This is a genomic window from Streptomyces sp. NPDC045778, assembly GCF_056431945.1.
The window spans coordinates 146,271-161,729 of sequence record NZ_JBWKJZ010000013.1 but is presented as its reverse complement, the minus strand read 5'-3'; the positions used below and the strand labels follow the sequence as shown (position 1 = coordinate 161,729).

Sequence of the window (15,459 nt, the reverse complement as noted above, 5' to 3'; positions counted from 1 at the left end):
GTTACGAGTGGCTTCCTGAGGGCAGGGAGTTGGCGGCGGAGGCGTGGGTGGGTGGTTCGGGCAGCCAGTCGCGGGTCGGGTCGTACTCCAGCCACCGGCTCCGGTTCGCCTCCTCCGCGCAGGCCGTGGCGAGCCTGTCCAGGCCGGGGTGGCCGTTGCCGGTGCGCCACAGGAGCGACCAGGCGTACAGCGGCGTGGGAGCGACGAGGGGGACGGAGCGCAGTCCGGGGACCTCCGGCAGGGGCACGTCGGCGGGGATCAGGGAGAAGCGCCGTGGCTCTCGCGCCACTTCGGCGAGGAAGTGGGCGAGCCCCAGGTTGACGCTCGCGGCCGTCTCCCGGATGCCGAACCGGTCGGCGAACTCGCGGAGGAAGTCGAGTCGCTCCAGCGCACCGGGGGCCCACAGCACGCTGTCACGCAACTGGTCGGGCCGCAGCGCCGGTTCGGCCGCGAGGGGGTGGTCCGCGCTCAGGACGGCGTCCACCGGTTCGAGGCGTACGAGGCGGTGGGCGAGTCCCGCGGGCAGCGGGGGGTGGACGCGGCCGAAGGCGGCGTCGGTGTCGCCGCGCAGCAGTGCCGCCGTCACCGACGGCAGGTCACGCCCGTGCCCCGACACCAGTTCCCCGGCTCGCCCGGCGACCTGGGCCAGCGTCCGCATCGGCGCGTAGAGGTGCCCCCACACGTCCACGCGCAGCGGACGGTCCTCGCCGAGCACCGCTGTGACGGCGGCGTCGGCCGCGGCCACGGCCTGCCGGGCCGGGGCGAGGAAGCGCTGTCCGGCCTCGGTGAGGCGTACGCCGTTGCCGCCGCGCCGGAACAGTTCGGTGCCGAGCAGGGATTCGAGGCGCGCGATCCGCTTGGACAGGGCCTGCTGGGAGATGGCGAGCGTCCCGGCCGCCCTGCCGAAGTGCAGTTCGTCGGCGGTGCGCACGAAGGCACGTACCTGCGCCACGTCGAGATCCATGGCTCTCACCATAGGTGACAACCGATGGTTGTCAGCTGCGCTCGTTCGTTGTTGGCTCACGGCACGACCGCGGATGTTGCATCGTCGGCATGCGAAGACTGATTCCCACGGCGGAGGCGGCGCGTCCGGTCGCCTTCGCCGAGGTCCCCAAGGCCGTACCGGAGCCTGGTGAGGCACTGGTCAAGGTCGAGGCGTTCGCGCCGAACCGGGGCGAGACCTTCCTCCTCGAACGCCCCCGGCCGGGGCTGCTGCCCGGCAAGGACGTCGCGGGGCTCGTCGTGCAGGCGGCGGCCGACGGCTCCGGACCCGGCATCGGCACCCGCGTGGTCGGACACCCGGCGCAGGGCGGCTGGGCCGAGTACGCCGCCGTGCCCACGCACTCGCTCGCGGTGCTCCCGGACAGCGTCGACACCGCACGGGCGGCGGCCCTTCCCCTGGCCGGGATCACGGCCCTGCGGCTGCTGCGTACGGCCGGATCCCTGGCCGGGCGCAGGGTGCTGCTGACCGGCGCCTCCGGTGGCGTCGGCCACTACGTCACCGAGCTGGCCGTCCGGGCCGGAGCCGAGCTGACCGCGGTGACCGCCACGCCGTCGCGTGGCGAGAGGCTCGCGGAGACCGGCGCGGAGGTGGTGCACGAGGTCGCCGCGGCGAAGGGGCCGTTCGACGTCGTGCTGGAGTCCACGGGCGGGCAGGCCCTGCCCCTGGCCCTGTCGAAGACGCGCCCGGGCGGCACGCTCGTCTGGTTCGGCCAGGCGAGCCGCACCCCGGTGACCCTCGACTTCTTCCAGCTCCTCGGCGGGCCCGAGCGCGTCACGATCCAGCACTTCCACTACGCCGGCGCCCCGTACGACTCCGACCTCGCCACGCTGGTGCGCCTCGTGGAACAGGGCGCGCTGCGCCCGGAGATCGGCCGCGTCACCGACTGGGCGCACACCGCCGACACCCTCGTCGACCTGCGAGAGCGCCGGATACGCGGCAAGGCCGTCCTGCTGATCGGAGGAGCACGATGAGCACGATGAGCGCGGCTGAGTTCGCCGCGGCCCAGTGGACCCGCGCTCTCGGGGCGGGGGTGGACCCCCATGAGTACCGGCGCGTCACCGAGGGCCTCACCTCCGTCGCCGACTGGGATACCTCCTTCCTGCGCACCGGGCACACCTACCTCCGGCGTGCGGACGGCGCCGGGTCGTCCCTCTCGGCGGGGGAGTACCTGCTGACCGCGGCCCGGTGGTTCCACCTGGCCACCCTGGCACCGTACGCGGACGCGCACCGGGCGGCCGCCGAGGCGGATCGCGCCCTGGGCAGGGCACTCACCGTGCTGGAGCCCGGCGCGCGGCGAGTGAGCGGTGAGGGCTTCACCGGCTGGCTGCGCGGCCCCGCCGACGCGCCGGGGACCGCGGTGGTCGTGCCCGGCCTGGACTCGGCCAAGGAGGAGTTCCTGGACCTGGTCTCGGCGCTGCTGGCCAGGGGGCTCGCGGTGTTCGCGATGGACGGCCCGGGGCAGGGCGTACTCGCGGCCACCTCGACGTTCGTGACGGACTACGAGCGGGTCGTGGGCCGGGTCATCGACGCCCTCGGCGTCGCCCGCATCGGTCTGGTCGGTCTCAGCCTGGGCGGCTACTTCGCGGCCCGGACCGCGGCACTGGAGCCACGCGTGGCGGCCGCCGCCACCGTCAGCGGTCCCTTCCGCCTCGACTGGCGCGAACTGCCGCCGCCTGTACGGGACATCATGGCCGGGCGCGCCGGAGGGGCCGACGCCGCCCGCGCGTTCGTACGCCATGTGGACCTCGCCGAGCTGGCGCCCCGCATCGCGGCGCCGCTGCTGGTCGTGGACGGCGGCCAGGACGTGATCCCCGGCGTGACCAACGGCGAGCCCCTGGCCCGCCTGGCGCCGCGCGGCAGTTACCTGTCCGTCCCGCACGGCGACCACCTCCTCGGCAACGCACGCCCTGACTGGCTGTCCCGCGTCGGCGACCACCTCGCCCACGGCTTGGCGGCGGGGTGAGCCGCTACGCGGCCATGACGGTCTCGGGGTGCCCTGGCCAGTCGGTCTCTGCCCGCATACGTTCCCCTGCCGATGACTTCGGTGGTTGTCACCGTGCACGCTATGGAGGTGCCAGGTACCTCCAGGTTCCTGGCGGCGGGCTACGGTCGGGGCATGCGTGAGTACTCCGGCAGCGTCTTCCTCGCCGACTGCCCCGCACGGCTGGCGATCGAGATCATCGCTGATAAATGGTCGGTGGTCGTGCTGTTCGGGTTGAGCCGGAAGCCGTGCAGACACGGTGAGTTGGTCGGCCTGATCGGCGGAATCTCGCGGAAGGTGCTGACCCAGACGCTGCGCAGGTTGCAGGGATACGGCCTGGTCGACCGCCGTGCCGGGACCGGAAAGGTCGAGTACGCGCTGACCGACTTGGGCCGGACGCTGGTGGAGCCGATCGCTGTGCTGACGGAGTGGGCTCACGATCACGGCGCGGCCGTGGCGGAATTCCAGGAGTCCGCAGCGGGCTGATGCGCCGCGGAGAAGCCCCGGTCAGTGTCCCAGGGAAGCGCCCAGCTGGGCGTCCTTGGGGTCGGCCCCAAGAGTGGAGCCGAGGAACGCGACGACATTGGCGGTGCTGATCCTTCCGCCGGCGGCGGGCAGCGCCTGTCCTCCGCCGTCGTTCGTGTCCTCGCCGGAGACGCCCACGCCCAAGTCGTCCAGGCCGTCGTTGTTGAAGTCCAGCAGGCTGACGGCGGACCCCATGTAGTCGTCCTTTTCCGGGCTGCCTACGGTGTCTTCCTGGGAGAACGCCTGCGCGCCAGTACCGGAGAGCCCCGAAGGGGAGCCATAGAGGACGGTCGCCGACCCCGCGTTGGACACTGTTCCGATGTCCTCGTTCGCGGCTCCTGCCGCTACATCGCCGAGACCGTCGTTGTTGATGTCGCCGACTGCTACGTCCTGCCCGAAGAAATCGTCGGCTTCGGCACCCCCAGGCACACCGGTCGAGTCCTGGTGGATCACCGTTCGCCGGGAACCAGAGATTCCGTCGGCACCTCCGTAGTACGCGACCACGGCGCCGGCCGACCCGGCCCCGGGCAGGTTCACGTACGGGTCTCCATGCACCACGTCGGACTTTCCGTCCCCGTTCAGGTCGCCCACCGCGAGCGAGGCGGTTCCGACGAAGGGTCCGGTGTCCACCGTGGCGACGGGCGAGGTGGCGAGACCGCCCGCCCCTCCTCGGTACACGCGGATGTTGGTCCTTGAGGCGCTGTTGTAGTCGTTGCTGTCGGTCGCCAGGTCCGCGAAGCCGTCTCCGTCCACATCGCCGGCCGCTATCTCCATGAACCTGTTCTGCGGTGCGTTGATGACGGGGCCGTTCGATGCGCTTCCGCTCGCGCTGAACGTGTAAGTGAAGTGCTCCCGTTTCCCTTCGGAGCTGACGGCCAGGTCGGAGCGTCCGTCGCCGTTGAAGTCACCGGCGGCCATGAATTCGCCGAATCTCTCGTCCGGGGTCTGCTGGCCGGAGGGTATGGACAGGCCCACCACTCTCCCCGAAAGGCCGCTCGGGCTGCCGAAGAGGACCGCGACCATTCCGGTGCCTTCGACGTCGTACTTCTCCCACGGGGCGGATACGGCCAGGTCGGCGTAGGCGTCGCCGTCGAAGTCCCCGGAAGTCAATGAGTAGCCGAACAGCTCCGGTTCCGGGCCGCCGGGCACCCCTGGACTGTCCTGAGTGATGATTTGCCGGGTCGTGGTCTTCAGCCCCGAACTCGACCCGTAGATCACCGCCGTGTAACCCGCGTGCTGCACACCATTGACGATGCCGTGCGGGGCTCCGGCGACGAGATCCTGGTAGCTGTCCCCGTTGAAGTCGTACGGTTTCGCCGGAGCGTGCGACTGGGGCGGGGGCGGGGGCGCGGCGCGTACCGGACCTCCGCTGCCGACGGCGACGGTGGCCGACGCGACGAGAGACAACACGACAGCCAAGCCCCGATTGCGCATGAGCGGCCCCCTCCGGGCGTGATCACCACGAACCTGTGAAAGCTGCGCCGTCCAGCGAGAGGATTGTCGTCATGGGGCAAGGGGCCGTCAACAGTCGGCGGGCGCGGCCGGCCGGGGGCGATCGGAACAAGCCCGGCCCTTCAAATCGGCCGAAGGGGGCGTGCCGTAGGGGTTGGTCGCGTGTGCCGCAGCCAGTGCCTGACCGTGGGAGTTCCCGGTGGGGGGCCTGCGTTTGATGCCCGTGGTCAGCCAGGAGCCGCCGCCCCGGCAGGCGGCGGGATGGGCCCCCGCTGGTTTCGCGTCGTGGACGGTCACCTGATCAGTGGCCAACCCGGGACGCCGCAGTGATGACCAAGCCGATCTGCCGCTTCGTCGCCTTCGCGCCGAGCAGGTCCCCGTCGCTCAGGTCCTCGTCGCCCACGTACGCGTCGCCCAGGTACGCGTTGCGCAGGTTCGCCTCGACCAGGATCGCGTCGCTCAAGTTCGCAGCGCTCAGGCTCGCGCCGCTCAGGTTCGCGTTGTGCAGCTTCGCGTGGCGCAGGTCTGCGGCGCCCAGGTCCGCGCCGCGCAGGTCCACGTCGACCAGGCTCGCGCCGTACAGGTTCGCTCCGCTCAGGTCCGCGTTCCGCAGACCGGCCTTGGCGCCGGCGAGGCTGAGGTCGATCCTCGGGAGCTGGGCGTCATGGAGGTCGAGGCGGAAGGTGCCGTCCCGGTTCGTGTCGCGCGTGACGAGGACGGTGAGGGCGGCCTGGACGTCGGCCGGAACGTCCTTGCCCTTCGCCGGTGGCTCGGCGGCATGTGTGCGCACGTAGGTGGCGAGGACGTTGGCGATGGTGGGCTGGTCACGGCGGGAGTCCTGCATGATCCGCTGCAAGGCGTAGATACCGCCGAGGCGCACGTCCGTCTTGTCCTCACCGAGGTTCCCCACCGCTGCCGTGTACCGGTCGGTGATCTGCCCCTCCTTGGCCAGCGCCCGGTCATCGCGCGCCTGGCTGTTGGTCTGCTGGGCCTGCACGTTCGAGTACCAGAGTCCCGCTATCGCCACGAGGGCGGCGACCACGACGGTGACCAGCTCGATCCGGCGCGCCCAGTCCATGCCCTCCCGGCGCCCGCCCGGAGCGGGGGCCGGCCCGGGGCCTGGGGGAGGAGGGGCGTTCGGCGGCCGGCCGGGGATCCGGGCAGTGAGGCGCGTGGTACGGCGTATCCGGCGGCGGGCAGGCGTAGGGGGCATGCCAGTATTTGACCTCAACTACCATACTGGCGCTGCGTTTTGTCCTTGGGCGCGTACGACCCGAGTGCGCACCCTCGCCGAGGGTGACAGGGCCGGCGGCAGCCGGGCCGCGCCGACCTGACCGCCCCCACCCGGGGCGTCGGCCGCGTGCGCAAGCGCTGTTGACCAAGTGTTGAGCAGTAGTTCCTAACGTCGCTTCGCCATCAGTTCCGCCGAAGCGAAGCGAGGGATCTCGTGCGTCGAATCACTGCCGCGTCTGTCGTACTACTCACGTTGACGGCGGGCACTGCGCTCGCTTCTCCGGCCTCTGCGTCGCCCGGGGCCACGGGGAGCGAGCGGTCGGAGGCAAGAGCCAGTACCCGCCCGAGCACCGCCGGGGTCGACAACCCCGGCCCCGCCTTCTGGGCCCGGCAGAAGGTGGTCGGTGGCGTGGCCGACGCGATTGTCGACGCGTCGCGGAGGCTGCCGCGGCAAGGAGGCTACGGGGGTTTGGTCACCGCTCCGGAGAAATCCCGTATCACCGTGTACTGGAAGGGCCGGGTCCCGGCGGGCGTGCGCGAGGCCGCGGACAGTGACCGACGGGTGAAGGTGACCGTCGAACGGGCGCGGTACACCCAGCACCAGCTCCGGACCGCCCGGGACCGAGTCTTCGCCCAGCGCAAGCACCTCCCGGAGAAGCTCACCTCCGTCGGCCCCAGCGCGGACGGCAAAGGGCTCCTCATCGGCGTCGCCGAGGCGGACCGCGACAGCGCCCGCGACAGTGCCCGCGACAACGCCCTGTCCGGCCGGGAGACCGACTCGCTCGACCGCAGCGTCAGGGACATCACCGGCGGCGTCGCCGTCACCCGCGTACGGACCGAGAACCCGCAGGCCGCAGCCGGGAAGTCCTCAAGGGGAGCGGTGCACGCGGCGGGCAGATACGAGGCCCAGGCCTTCGGCGGTGCCCGGTGGGTCTACCAGGCGGCGGGCGGCACGTACAACTGCTCCACGGGGTTCGCCGTCCGGTACCCGGCGAACACGGCACGGCTGATGACGAGCGCCGCGCACTGCGGTGACCAGAACACCAAGGCGCACAGCCCGGAGTACCCCGGCAGCCGGCCGTTCGGCTGGATAGGCCAGCGGGACACGGAACGGGACATCAACCTCCTCTACCCGGAGCAGGCTTCCAACCCGGGCTTCTTCCAGCCCCGCATGTGGTGGGGCCCCTGGACGCACGGCGGCGGAAACCAGCAGACGTGGCCCGTCAAGGGGCTGCACCAGAACCACGTGGGCCAGAAGGTGTGCTCCTCCGGAGCGTCCTCGGGGAACATCTGCGACATCACGATCGACGCCACCGAACAGACCGTCGACACCAACTCCGGCACGACCTACCGCACCATCAGGGTCAGCAAGCCCGCAGGTCAGGCGATCTGGGGGCCGGGCGACAGCGGAGGCCCCATCTCCCAGCCCAACGGCTCCGACGTCTACGCCAACGGCATCGTCTCGTCCTCGGACAAGGCTGGATTCCCCGCCAACTGCCAGGGGGACACGAGCCGCAGGTGCGCCTCCGTCGGCTGGTACGCCCCCCTCGACATCTACCTCGAGAAGCACGGCCTGGAACTGGTCACCGAGTAGGTCCTCCACCGCCGCGCGGGACCTACGAGCGCACGCGGCTTGGCCTACCGGCAGTGGTGGCCCCGCCCCCAGGAGGGCGGGGCCACCGTCGGGTTCAGCAGGCGCAGTCCCAGCGCAGGGACTTCCAGGTCTTGGGGCCGACGATGCCGTCGGGCGTGCTGTCGCCCATCCACCGCTTCTGGTACCACTTGACGGCCTTCAGGGTGTCGTTGCCGAAGGCGCCGTCGATCGCGAGACGGCCCGAGTAGTGCGACGCCTTGATGAGGGCCTGGATCTCCTTCACCTTGTTGCCCCGGTCGCCGAAGTCGGTGTACGCGGTGCCCTTGTAGTAGCCGCAGTAGTAGCCCACTCCCGTGGTCATCGGGCAGTTGGGGGCGGCGCTGACGCCCGCCGGCGAGGAGACCGGAGCCTTGGCCGGTGCGGCGGTCGCCGCCGGTGCGACGGCGACCAGGGTCCCGCCGAGGAACGCGGCGGAGACGAGGCCGGTGGTGATGCGCTGGCGCGTGGTCATCGTGGTCATGGACGCACGGTCCTTTCTCGATGAGCGGGCCGGGTCCCCCGTTGGGTCCCCCCGACGGCCCGCGGTGCGATGCGTACCGGGCGGCGAGGCCCGGTGCACACCACACCCTGCCGGGGCGGGAGGAGCGACGGCCAGAAACCATGGCCGAGTTGGGCTTCCCAGGGATGTCCCACGCGCTGACCTGCTGGGACGGGCCGCCCGGTGACACGATCGTGGGCGGTGCGTGAGGGACCACCGCCCGGGGTGCCGGGCGGCGCCCGGCCGAGTACCTCGCGGCGCGGTGCTTCCCGCCCGGCGTACTCATCGACACCGCCGGGGCCCGGCACGCGCCGCGAAAACGTGTTGGGATGAATCCTTCGGCGGCACTCGTGCCTCTCTTGTACGTGCGGACACCAGCGTCGGCACAGGAACCGGAGGTTTGTCGTGATCATTGGTGCCGTCGTCGTCGCGGCTGTGCTCATCTGCGCGTGCACTGTCTTCGTGCGGCGTCAGCGGGGGCGCTCCCGTGGCTGACCACACATGGCCCGGCGATCAGTTGATCGCCGCGGCACAGGAGGGTGACGTCGAGGCCACGGCCGCTCTGGTGTCCGGCTCGCACCCGCACGTCCAGCGGTTCGCCCATTCGTTGTGCGCCACTCCCCAGGACGCCGAGGACGCCGCGCAGGAAGCGCTGATCATCCTGTATCGCAAGATCGGCATGCTGCGGGCCTCCGGTGCGCTGGCGTCGTGGATGTTCCGCATCGTCCGCAACGAGTGCTTGCGGCGGGCCCGGTTGACGCTGCGCAGCCACGGGCCGGTGCCGGACACCGTCGTGCCGTCGTTCGAGGACGAGGTCCTGCAACGCCTGGAGGCGGGCCGGGTGGCCGAGGCGATCGCCGGCCTGCCCGCCGACCAGCGCCGTGTGCTGATCCTGCGCGACATCCAGGGCTACAGCGGGCGGATGGTCGCCGACGCGCTCGGCCTCAGCACCGCCGCGATGAAGTCGAGGCTGCATCGGGCCCGCGCGGCGGTGCGTCAGGCGTTGCAAGGAGCACCTGTCCCTCGTCCGGGAGCCGGCCATGGCTGACCGACAGAGCTTCGCCAGTACGTCGCTGCCCCGGCACCTGGCGCGCGGCGCGCTGGGATTCGGCGCCTTGGCCGGTGCGGTCCTGCTCATCCCGGTGGTGGGGCTGGGCAGCCTCCTGCTGGCGCCCCTGGGGCTGCTCGCGTTGCGCGGGTGCCCCATGTGTTGGACCATCGGGCTGCTCCAGACCATCTCGAACGGGCGGCTGCGGCGTTCGTGCGTGGACGGCCGCTGCGAGCTGGCCGTCGCCGGACGGACCCGGCCGTACGAAGGCGCTGCCAGTCAGCCCCGAGCACCACGGCCGCAGCCGCAGCCTCAGCCGGACAGTGCCCCACGCCACGCATACGATGCGCTGAGCCGATAGCGGCAGACCGACCGGCCCCTACGCAGCGCCACACGTCCGGAGTTCTTCCGGCGCCTGCCGGCCCTTCTCGCCCCGGCCAGAAGGGCCGGCAGGCGGGTGTGCAGGAATGACGTCGGCCCCTGTCCCAGCGGGACAGGGGCCAACAGGTGGAGCGCCCGGCAGGCCTTGCACCTGCATTTCCCATCGGATGACGGGCGTCTTTCCTTGGACCACAGACGCGTGACTCCCGTGCCGTGCACCGGAGTTACGTGAAGATCATATCTGGTCCGCGGGGTGCCTGCGTGCACGGTGCAGGGCCTGGCCCGCGCGTGTGTTCGCCGCGGGTGTGTCGGTCCACGCGGGCTCGGCCCCGCGCGCGGTGGCGGAAGCCGCGGGCCCGGTGACCTCGCAAGGCTGTCCCTGGGCCGGTATCGCTCCGGCCCCCGTGCCGCCCGACTCCCATGAGAACGACGGCAGCGTGGACGCCGCAACCGCCGTCCAGGCCGTGGACGCACAGCGCCGGTCGGCCGAGCGGGGCGATTCGCAGGAGGGGTGTGACGGCAAGGCGCGGACGGCGAGCGGGGCGCAGGCCAGGCCGGAGCCTGCCTGGGGGCGCGCTCCGTGGAGTGTGGATGGAGGTACTCCATGTGGAGGCCGATCGGCGGGTCTCGGGGCGACTCGGGCACCGGGCGCGATGGGGTTCGCAGTGATCGCTTCGTCAGCCTGATCAGCCTCAGAGGAGATACTCGTGCTGCATCGCATCGCAACGGCTCTCACGGTCGCCACCATGGCCGGATTCCTGGCAGCCGCCCCGGCGTCCGCCGACGACGGCCCCGGTGTCCTCCACCACGAGGGCACCCACGCGGCCCAGGGCCACCTCAACGTGGGCGGTCCGCTCGGGGTCACCGAGAGCGGCGCCACGGAGAGCGGGTACAAGGCCGGGTCCACGTACCACCACAACCGGTACTTCGACCTCGGCTAACACCCTGGTGGGGCGGGGCCGGGAGCCGGTCGGTGCGCTCCGTGCACCGCGCCCTCGCCCCGCACCCCAGGGCTTCGGCCCGCCACCGAGCCGCTGCGCCGTTACGGCGACGCGGCTCGGTGGCGGGCCGTTTCACTTGGGGCGTGCGGTCAACTGGTGGTGGCGCCGGGGGAGGGGCGGCCCGAGCGTGTGGGCTCGCGGCCGCCGCGCCCTCCGGCCGCCCCGCCCGGACCGTGCCCCGGAGACCCCGCACGTCAGACGGGGGCCCGCCCCATGGAACCAACCGGGCGCCAGGCACACTCTGCGTGTAGTAGTCCGTTTTGATCGAAGGATGACACGCACGTGATCACGCTTACCAAGGAAGACGGCCCGGCGGACCTCGACGGGGTGACCCACCTGTCGATCGGAGTGTCCTGGGACCCCACCGCCGGCAGCAGCGGCGGGGTGATGGGCAAGCTGCGCCGCAAGACCGGCACGGACCTCGACCTGATAGCCATCGCCATGCAGGGCGGGGACCCGGTGCGCCTCGCGGGACTCGACTCGCTCGACCCGATGGGGAACGGCTCGCTGGTCCACAGCGGCGACAACCAGACCGGCCGCGGGGACGGGGACGACGAGACGGTGACGGTCGAGTTCGCCCGGATCCCGTCCAACATCACGTCGATCGTGTTCGTCGCCGCCGCGTACAAGAAGGGCAGCTCCTTCCAGAAGGCCCGCAACATCAGTTTCAAGGTCTACGATGCGACCGGGGGCAGCTCTCAGCAGGTCGCCGACATCTGGCCGAGCCTGCTCACCCAGGACAACGGCTGCGCCGTCGCCAAGGCCGTCCGGGCCGGCGGCACGTGGAAGCTCGAAGTGATCAACACGACGGGCAAGATCAAGCAGGGTGACGAGCACGCCCTGATGCGCTTCGCGGTCAGCAAGTAGCGGTGGCGAGTAACCAGTAACCAGTAGTACGTCTGCGGGGCCCGGCGCCGGACCAGGGGCCGGGCCCGGGGTGTGAGCCCGTTGAGCAGGGCGTTTGGGGAGGGGGAGCGGTGAGTCAGGTGCACTATGGCGAGCGTTCGAGGAATCCGCTGGCGCGGACGGTGACACTGTCCGAGGGCTCGCTGCGGCGAGGGGTCAGGGTCACGCCGCTGAGCGAGCTGAATCTCGGGGCGATGGCCGAGGCGTATCTGCGCGGGCGCTGGCTCGGGGGTGGCGGGGCCGAGCGGCCGTGGGAGCAGCTGGCGGAAGGCCCCGGGGTCGTGCCGGTGACGCGCGTGACGGGTACGGCCAAGCCGCTGAAGGTGCGGCAGGCGGCCGAGTTCGCCCGCGCGCTCGGGGAACTGGCGGTGGCCCGGTGCGGCGGCCCCGACCAGGTGGCCGCTCTGGCGGCCGCCGCTCGCGCCGAGGGCGTACCGCTGTGGCTGGCGCGGCGGTCCGCGCCGGGGCCCGCCGGGCCGGTGACCGTCGCCGTGGACCGTCGTCTGGTCCGCGTGGACGTGTGGGGGCCGCAGGCTCCCGTCGTACGGATACGAGCGCCGCACGGCTTCTCCCGCGACGCGCCCGAGCCGTCCAAGGGCCTGCTCCTGACGGTCGGTGACGTCACGGCGGAGCTGACCCTGAAGAAGAAGCTGCGCAAGTCCAAGAGCTGGGTGGAGGCACGGCTGCCCGACCGGCAGTGGGTGCTGCGGCGGGAGAACGCGACGAGTTCGTGGCTGCTGCGCGACGAGCAGCGAGTCGCCCTGCTGGCGCGGCCCCCGCGCAGGCCGGTCCCCGAACCGGACACGGTGCTGCTGCCGCTGGCCCCCGTACGGTACGAGACCGCTGACCCGCTGGACGCCGTCATGGCGCACGCCTTCGCCGTCGCCTTCGGGCTCGGCGACACGACGGGCCTGGCGCGGTTCCGGTCGGAGCGCCGCCCGTCGGACGGGTCCGAGCCGATCGCCCTCGACGAAGGCTGGGACCGCCCCTGGTTCAGCAACCTCGGCAAGGGCAGCGACGACAACGAACCCGGCGGTGGCGACGGCTGGGGCTCGGACGGCGGGGACGGCGGGGACAGCGGGGGGAGCGACGGCGGGGGTGATGGTGGGGGTGGCGATGGCGGAGGGGGCGACTAGCGCCGCCTCAGGCGGCGTTCGCCCGGTAGTGCCTCAGATCGCGGACGACACAGGCCCCGATCCCGACGAACGCGACGTCCGAAATCCGCCAGCGCGCTCGCGGTCGCTCGGGCGAGAATCCGCCGATGATCGCTGAAACGCAGGGAATCCGCATCCGGCATCGCGGGCATGAACCGCAGGTCCATCCCACCGCCTACGTCGCCCCGACGGCCACGCTGGTCGGTGATGTCCGCGTGGGGCCGAGGGCGCGGGTGATGTACGGCGCGGTGCTCGACGCCGAGGGGGCCCGGATCGAGGTCGGGGAGGCGGCGGTGATCTGCGAGAACGCGGTGCTGCGCGGGTCCGCGGCCGCCGGCGACCAGCCGGTGCTCGTCGGCGACCACGTCTTCGTGGGGCCGCATGCCGCGCTGCTGGGCTGCGAGGTCGGCAGGTGCGTCTACGTGGCGACCTCGACGACGGTCCTCCAGGGCGCGCGGTTGGGGGCCGGGTCGGTCGTCGCTGTCGGCGCGCTCGTCCATGCGCGCACCGTCGTGCCGGACGAGTACTTCGTGCCGCCGCACACCGTGGCGCTCGACACGCCGGTGCGGCTGCTGGCCCCGGGTGACCCGGGCTTGGCCGAGGCCGTCGGCCGGGTGGGCTTCGCGCAGGTGGCGTTCGGCGTCGACGCGGAGTGGACCGACCGGATCAGCCGGTACGAGCAGGTCGCGGAGGTACGCGTCGTCGAGTTCGGCGCACACGCGGACGACCAGGTGGTGAACCGTGGCCAGGCGGTTTCGTCTGGATCGTCAGGCGGACCGGAACGAAGTGCCTGCGACGCGGAGTCCGGCGAGTAGGCCCTTGAGGGGGGCGATGCCTCGCCACTGCTTGAGGAACCTGCGGTTCCCTGCCCGGAGCCAGAGCGGCGAGCCTGTCGCCCCTCAGTGGGCAGACGATCGCCGGCGGAGGGCATATTCGGTTGCGGACGTGCCGACGGCTCGGCACGGTTCGGGACATGTCCGCGTCTGGAGCTTGAACAGAGGAGGCACCCTCGTGGCTGTCGTACCCGCCCGTCGTCTGGCTCTGCTCGGAGGTGGCTTCTCCACTGACGGCGACGGTCTGCTGGATGACTGGTTGCTCGGCCAGGTGCAGGCCGCCCGGCCCAAGGTGTGCTTCGTCCCGACGGCCAGTGGGGACGCCCCCGCGTACATCGAACAGTTCCTCGCGGCGTACCAGAAGCGTTCCTGCGAACCCAACATCCTGCGGCTGTTCCGGCGAGAGTTCGACGACGCCGCCCTCCGGGCATTCCTGCTCTCTCAAGACGTCATCTACGTGGGTGGGGGAAACACCGCGAACATGCTGGCCGTCTGGCGCGCACACGGCGTGGACCGACTGCTGCGCGAGGCCTACGACCGCGGCACCTTGCTGTGCGGCATCAGCGCCGGTGCCAACTGCTGGGCCGAGGGCTCGCACACCGACTCCTTCGGGACGCTGACTCACCTCCCCGACGGGTTGGGCCTGCTGCCCGGCTCGGTCTGCCCGCACTACGACAGTGAGCCGGGCCGCCGGACGTCCTACCAGGAAGCGGTGGCGAACCGCGCGCTGCCGGCCGGCTGGGCAGTGGAGGACGGCGTAGGCGCCCTCTTCACGGACGGCCGACTCACGGAATCGGTGACCCGCACGCCTCAGGCCTGTCTGCACCGGGTGGAGCCGGACGGGGGTGGCGGAGCCCAGGAGCGAGCGCTGCGGTGTCGCCTGCTCGGCGCGGCTCAGGATGTCACTTCGCCTGGGTGAAACGGCGGGGCAGTGGCCGGCATTCTGTTGTCCTGGCCATGTCGTAGAGATTGTGCGGAACGCTTTTGCTCAGCGGGGTCTCTCCCTATCTGTACGGCTGTACCCCTCTGAAGGAGTTGTTCTGCATGGTGCGTCGCTTCCGTGTCCTGCTGGTGGCCGCCTTGGCGCTGGTCGCGGGTGCGGTGATGTCATCGCCTCCCGCCTTCGCCGTCATCGGCGGCAAGAAGAGCACGTACGGCCCGTGGGCGGTACGCATGCTCGTGGACGGCAAACCGGCGTGCACCGGCACCGCGGTCTCCCGCCAGTGGATCCTCACCGCCTCGCACTGCTTCTACGAGCAGGCTCAGCCGGTCGCCGACAAGCGGATCTCGTTCCGGGTGGGCGACCTCGACGTGCGCAAGGGCACCACGGTCCGCCCCATCCCCCGCAAGCGGGTGGGCAGCGCGCACGCCGACATGATGCTCATCAAGGTCGCGCCGATGAAGAAGGTCCGCGTGGCACGCCTGTCCACGGTCGGCGTCCACCGGGGCCAGGTCGTGCGGCAGTACGGCTGGGGTGCCACCTGCACCACGGACGAGAGCGCCTGCCAGTCCCGCGTCCTCAAGCAGTCGGACCTGAAGGTCGTGCGGGCGAACGACCCCCTGTGCGCGGGCCACACCGCGCCGGGCGGCCCCGACTTCTGCATGAAGAAGGTGTCCGGGATCCCCGCCGGGGGTGACTCCGGAGGCCCGGTGATGACCGTCGGTCCGCGTGGCACCGAAACCCTCATCGGCGTCTTCAACGGCTCCGACCGGGAGAAGAGCGCCCAGGCCGGGGAGGTCTCCCAGCAGCTCTCCTGGATCCGCTCCGTCATCCGGCGATAGCCTCCGCGTGACCCGCGTCGCCGCCCGC

General features: G+C 71.6%; 15 protein-coding genes. 11 read left to right on the top strand and 4 right to left on the bottom strand.

The window, feature by feature from the left end; genetic code table 11:
- Position 1 precedes the first annotated feature (1 nt).
- A complete protein-coding gene (locus tag AC07GB_RS18930) occupies positions 2-964 on the bottom strand; it encodes a LysR family transcriptional regulator (RefSeq protein ID WP_478846780.1) in 963 nt (320 codons plus the stop codon).
- Positions 965-1,053: 89 nt separating this feature from the next.
- On the opposite strand from AC07GB_RS18930, the gene AC07GB_RS18925 reads away from it, so the two are divergent.
- The 3 genes from AC07GB_RS18925 (at position 1,054) to AC07GB_RS18915 (ending at position 3,470) form a co-directional block, all read left to right on the top strand.
- On the top strand, positions 1,054-1,974 hold the full coding sequence (locus AC07GB_RS18925; protein WP_478846778.1) for a zinc-binding dehydrogenase: 921 nt from the start codon (positions 1,054-1,056) through the stop codon (positions 1,972-1,974).
- Positions 1,975-1,979: 5 nt separating this feature from the next.
- Positions 1,980-2,966 carry an alpha/beta hydrolase family protein gene (locus AC07GB_RS18920; protein ID WP_478846910.1) on the top strand — a complete coding sequence of 329 codons (987 nt, stop codon included), beginning with the start codon at positions 1,980-1,982 and terminating at the stop codon, positions 2,964-2,966.
- Between the two features lie 153 nt (positions 2,967-3,119).
- Complete coding sequence (locus tag AC07GB_RS18915; protein WP_478846776.1) at positions 3,120-3,470, top strand: winged helix-turn-helix transcriptional regulator; 351 nt, start codon at positions 3,120-3,122, stop codon at positions 3,468-3,470.
- Positions 3,471-3,491: 21 nt separating this feature from the next.
- On the opposite strand, the gene AC07GB_RS18910 is transcribed toward AC07GB_RS18915, so the two are convergent.
- Entirely contained in the window at positions 3,492-4,943 is a 1,452-nt protein-coding gene (locus AC07GB_RS18910) for an FG-GAP-like repeat-containing protein (RefSeq protein WP_478846774.1), read from the bottom strand.
- A 319-nt stretch (positions 4,944-5,262) separates the two neighbouring features.
- A complete protein-coding gene (locus AC07GB_RS18905; RefSeq protein ID WP_478846773.1) occupies positions 5,263-6,039 on the bottom strand; it encodes a pentapeptide repeat-containing protein in 777 nt (258 codons plus the stop codon).
- A 624-nt stretch (positions 6,040-6,663) separates the two neighbouring features.
- On the opposite strand from AC07GB_RS18905, the gene AC07GB_RS18900 reads away from it, so the two are divergent.
- Positions 6,664-7,788, top strand: coding sequence for a chymotrypsin family serine protease (locus AC07GB_RS18900; protein WP_478846771.1), 1,125 nt, complete (start codon positions 6,664-6,666; stop codon positions 7,786-7,788).
- 94 nt (positions 7,789-7,882) lie between these two features.
- On the opposite strand, the gene AC07GB_RS18895 is transcribed toward AC07GB_RS18900, so the two are convergent.
- Entirely contained in the window at positions 7,883-8,308 is a 426-nt protein-coding gene (locus AC07GB_RS18895; RefSeq protein WP_478846769.1) for a peptidoglycan-binding domain-containing protein, read from the bottom strand.
- 505 nt (positions 8,309-8,813) lie between these two features.
- Here AC07GB_RS18895 and AC07GB_RS18890 point away from each other — a divergent pair.
- The 7 genes from AC07GB_RS18890 to AC07GB_RS18860 all read left to right on the top strand — a co-directional run bounded on the left by AC07GB_RS18890 (position 8,814) and on the right by AC07GB_RS18860 (position 15,431).
- Entirely contained in the window at positions 8,814-9,374 is a 561-nt protein-coding gene (locus tag AC07GB_RS18890; RefSeq protein ID WP_478846767.1) for an RNA polymerase sigma factor, read from the top strand.
- A gap of 1,088 nt (positions 9,375-10,462) precedes the next feature.
- Positions 10,463-10,696 carry a hypothetical protein gene (locus AC07GB_RS18885; RefSeq protein WP_478846765.1) on the top strand — a complete coding sequence of 78 codons (234 nt, stop codon included), beginning with the start codon at positions 10,463-10,465 and terminating at the stop codon, positions 10,694-10,696.
- A 342-nt stretch (positions 10,697-11,038) separates the two neighbouring features.
- A complete protein-coding gene (locus tag AC07GB_RS18880; protein WP_478846763.1) occupies positions 11,039-11,623 on the top strand; it encodes a TerD family protein in 585 nt (194 codons plus the stop codon).
- Positions 11,624-11,733: 110 nt separating this feature from the next.
- Positions 11,734-12,798, top strand: coding sequence for a hypothetical protein (locus AC07GB_RS18875; RefSeq protein WP_478846761.1), 1,065 nt, complete (start codon positions 11,734-11,736; stop codon positions 12,796-12,798).
- Positions 12,799-12,923: 125 nt separating this feature from the next.
- Positions 12,924-13,631: a gamma carbonic anhydrase family protein gene (locus tag AC07GB_RS18870; RefSeq protein WP_478846759.1), complete on the top strand. Its 708-nt coding sequence runs from the start codon at positions 12,924-12,926 to the stop codon at positions 13,629-13,631.
- A gap of 196 nt (positions 13,632-13,827) precedes the next feature.
- The gene (locus tag AC07GB_RS18865; protein WP_478846757.1) at positions 13,828-14,568 is read left to right on the top strand and encodes a Type 1 glutamine amidotransferase-like domain-containing protein; all 741 of its coding nucleotides are present in this window, start codon (positions 13,828-13,830) and stop codon (positions 14,566-14,568) included.
- A 125-nt stretch (positions 14,569-14,693) separates the two neighbouring features.
- Entirely contained in the window at positions 14,694-15,431 is a 738-nt protein-coding gene (locus AC07GB_RS18860) for a S1 family peptidase (RefSeq protein ID WP_478846755.1), read from the top strand.
- Positions 15,432-15,459 lie beyond the last annotated feature (28 nt).

Bases quoted from the DNA above. Each gene is read 5' to 3' on its own strand.
- AC07GB_RS18930 (WP_478846780.1), bottom strand. From the start codon at position 964: ATGGATCTCGACGTGGCGCAGGTACGTGCCTTCGTGCGCACCGCCGAC.
- AC07GB_RS18925 (WP_478846778.1), top strand. From the start codon at position 1,054: ATGCGAAGACTGATTCCCACGGCGGAGGCGGCGCGTCCGGTCGCCTTC.
- AC07GB_RS18920 (WP_478846910.1), top strand. From the start codon at position 1,980: ATGAGCGCGGCTGAGTTCGCCGCGGCCCAGTGGACCCGCGCTCTCGGG.
- AC07GB_RS18915 (WP_478846776.1), top strand. From the start codon at position 3,120: ATGCGTGAGTACTCCGGCAGCGTCTTCCTCGCCGACTGCCCCGCACGG.
- AC07GB_RS18910 (WP_478846774.1), bottom strand. From the start codon at position 4,943: ATGCGCAATCGGGGCTTGGCTGTCGTGTTGTCTCTCGTCGCGTCGGCC.
- AC07GB_RS18905 (WP_478846773.1), bottom strand. From the start codon at position 6,039: ATGGACTGGGCGCGCCGGATCGAGCTGGTCACCGTCGTGGTCGCCGCC.
- AC07GB_RS18895 (WP_478846769.1), bottom strand. From the start codon at position 8,308: ATGACCACGATGACCACGCGCCAGCGCATCACCACCGGCCTCGTCTCC.
- AC07GB_RS18870 (WP_478846759.1), top strand. From the start codon at position 12,924: ATGATCGCTGAAACGCAGGGAATCCGCATCCGGCATCGCGGGCATGAA.
- AC07GB_RS18860 (WP_478846755.1), top strand. From the start codon at position 14,694: ATGGTGCGTCGCTTCCGTGTCCTGCTGGTGGCCGCCTTGGCGCTGGTC.